The organism is Flavobacterium sp. (assembly GCF_043722275.1).
Lineage (GTDB): Bacteria > Bacteroidota > Bacteroidia > Flavobacteriales > Flavobacteriaceae > Flavobacterium.
In genome coordinates this window covers 1-2,303 of the sequence record NZ_JAYSPC010000087.1, presented here as the reverse complement: position 1 = coordinate 2,303, position 2,303 = coordinate 1, and the positions used below count along the sequence as shown (strand labels likewise).

The 2,303-nt window shown below is 34.3% G+C and carries 2 protein-coding genes; both read left to right on the top strand.

Annotated features, from left to right (window positions below; translation table 11 throughout):
* The first annotated feature begins 193 nt into the window (after positions 1–193).
* On the top strand, positions 194–1,639 hold the full coding sequence (locus ACHZDT_RS11185; protein ID WP_394774712.1) for a hypothetical protein: 1,446 nt from the start codon (positions 194–196) through the stop codon (positions 1,637–1,639).
* Positions 1,640–1,750: 111 nt separating this feature from the next.
* Entirely contained in the window at positions 1,751–2,146 is a 396-nt protein-coding gene (locus tag ACHZDT_RS11180) for an HAD-IIIC family phosphatase (protein WP_394774711.1), read from the top strand.
* Positions 2,147–2,303 lie beyond the last annotated feature (157 nt).

The following is a 2,303-nucleotide window of genomic DNA, read 5'->3' as shown; positions in this document are numbered from 1 at the left end:
TAAAACATATGCAGACGTGAGTGCTTTAAAATCAGACCTTGGTTATAACCCATCTACTTCTGTGCAAGAGGGCGTAAATAATTTTATTGATTGGTATATTGATTATTTTAAGTAGGTGGATTACCTGGTAATTTTTTTGCCGCCCGCCGCCTTATTATAAACGCTATATTTCAAGGATTTAAAATACAATCATTTGTCAATATATAATGGAGATAACGATCTGGATACTGAAACCATTCCTGTTTTTGGACTGGTAGCATTGCTTGGTTCGTTGTTTATTTTGAATTATATATCAATGAAAATGGGTTCTTCTGCGGGCAGCATCCCTTTAGCGGTATTTATAACATTACTTGTAGGTTTGTTCTTTCTTAATCCTGTTTATTGTTTTGTATTTTGTATTGTAATGCATGTGGATGTAATGTCTTGTTTTGGTTATAACTGGGCTAAACTCCTAACGCTTGCTTGTATGTTTATCGTTTTTGTTAAAGACGGCAAATCTTTGTTTTTATTATTTAATGATAAGAAGGTTAAAACCCTCATTTTTATGGGTTTTATATTTGGGCTATACCTGCTTTTGATAAATATTGGATATAAGGCTGAATTAAATGCTAAATCCATTTTGGGTAACATTGGGTATATGATTGGGTTTTTAACGATCATACCTGCCTATTATTTTACCCTAAAACAGCCTAAAAAGCTTTTGATGTCATTTGCATTAGTAGCGGCCGCTTTTCTCTCTGTCTATTACATATCATTGATAATGGATCTGGATCTTTTCAGGTTAAAAAGTTATGACCGAGATACTGGGGCTAATATTGATAGGTTGGCAGGATACGACCTGAGGCAATTTATTATATTTTTTAGCTACCTGCTCCCGGCAGCGGCATTGTCTACCAGGTTAAAAAATACGTCCAAATATCTGCTTATATTAATAGGCATATTTTCTTATGTTGTACTTATACTAGCTTTTTACAGGTTAGCTATGTTTTATGTAACTATGGGAGCGTTTCTTTCCTTTTTTTTAATAAGGAAATATGTAGAAGCACTTAATCTTTTTAAATACCTCTTTCTTTTAATATCGGTAGTTTTTCTATCGAGCATTTTTTTTGGGGAATACCTCACCGAGATTCAAAACCTGTTTAGCAATACCGTTGCATATTTTTCCGGCAATGCGACAGATAGCTCGGCAGATACAAGATTCGACTTTCAGTTCCCGATTATGACGAAGCTTTTTTTTGATAATTTTTGGACCGGGATAGGGTTGACTGAAATAAAAGGAATGCAGGCGTTTGGAATGTTTGGATTTGTTGATATGCCTTTTATCGGCACTCTTACTGCATTTGGGGTGATAGGAATGTTTTTATATTATATAAAGTTTTTTGTTTTGCTAAGTGGTACGAAAAAGAATTTGGACGGAATAGACCTGGATAACCATGATCCGTTTATTTTTTTTCTATATTCGACACTTAAAGCATATTTTATTACGATGGTTACGTTTCGTTTTTTTTATATCTCCTGGGAATTATCATTCGACTATCAGCAAGCTGAATTCGGGTTATTTGCAGGGGTATTTCTTGGCTTGCACTATTTTTTAAAACAAGCTGAATATGAAACTGAAGAAGAACAGAATAAGGAGTAGAATAGACTTAACGCAATGCAATAGCATGAGACACTTGCCTGAAATCCCTGTATAACATTCTTTAAAAAATTGCGTTAATATAAAGTTGATAAACCAATAATTAAGTAACAAATGAAAAGACTAATTGTAGACCTGGATGATACTGTTTCCATAACCATTAAAGGGGATTATATTAACAGTAGCCCTGTTCCTGAAATTATTGCAAAGCTTAAAGAGTATAAAGAAGACGGATTTGAAATCGTTATCAATTCCAGTAGAAATATGCGTACTTACGAGTCTAACCTCGGGAAAATAAATATTTATACCTTACCCAATATAATAGATTGGTTACGAAAACACGATGTTCCTTTTGATGAAGTGTATGTAGGTAAGCCCTGGTGCGGATTTGATGGATTTTATATTGATGATAAGTCAATCAGGCCATCAGAGTTTCTCAAATATTCATATAATGAAATTCAGGACATTCTGAAACAGGAAAAAGAAAAAATTAAACCTCCATGTTCTTAATAACATCGGCAGCATATATAACCAGCGAGTTGGCTACCGAATATGGTAAAATCCCTCCTTCTTTTTTGCCTTTACAAAATAAGCGGTTGTACCAGCACCAGTTGGCTTTAGCCAATACGAATGAAACAATCGTTCTATCGCTTCCGGCAGGCTTTTC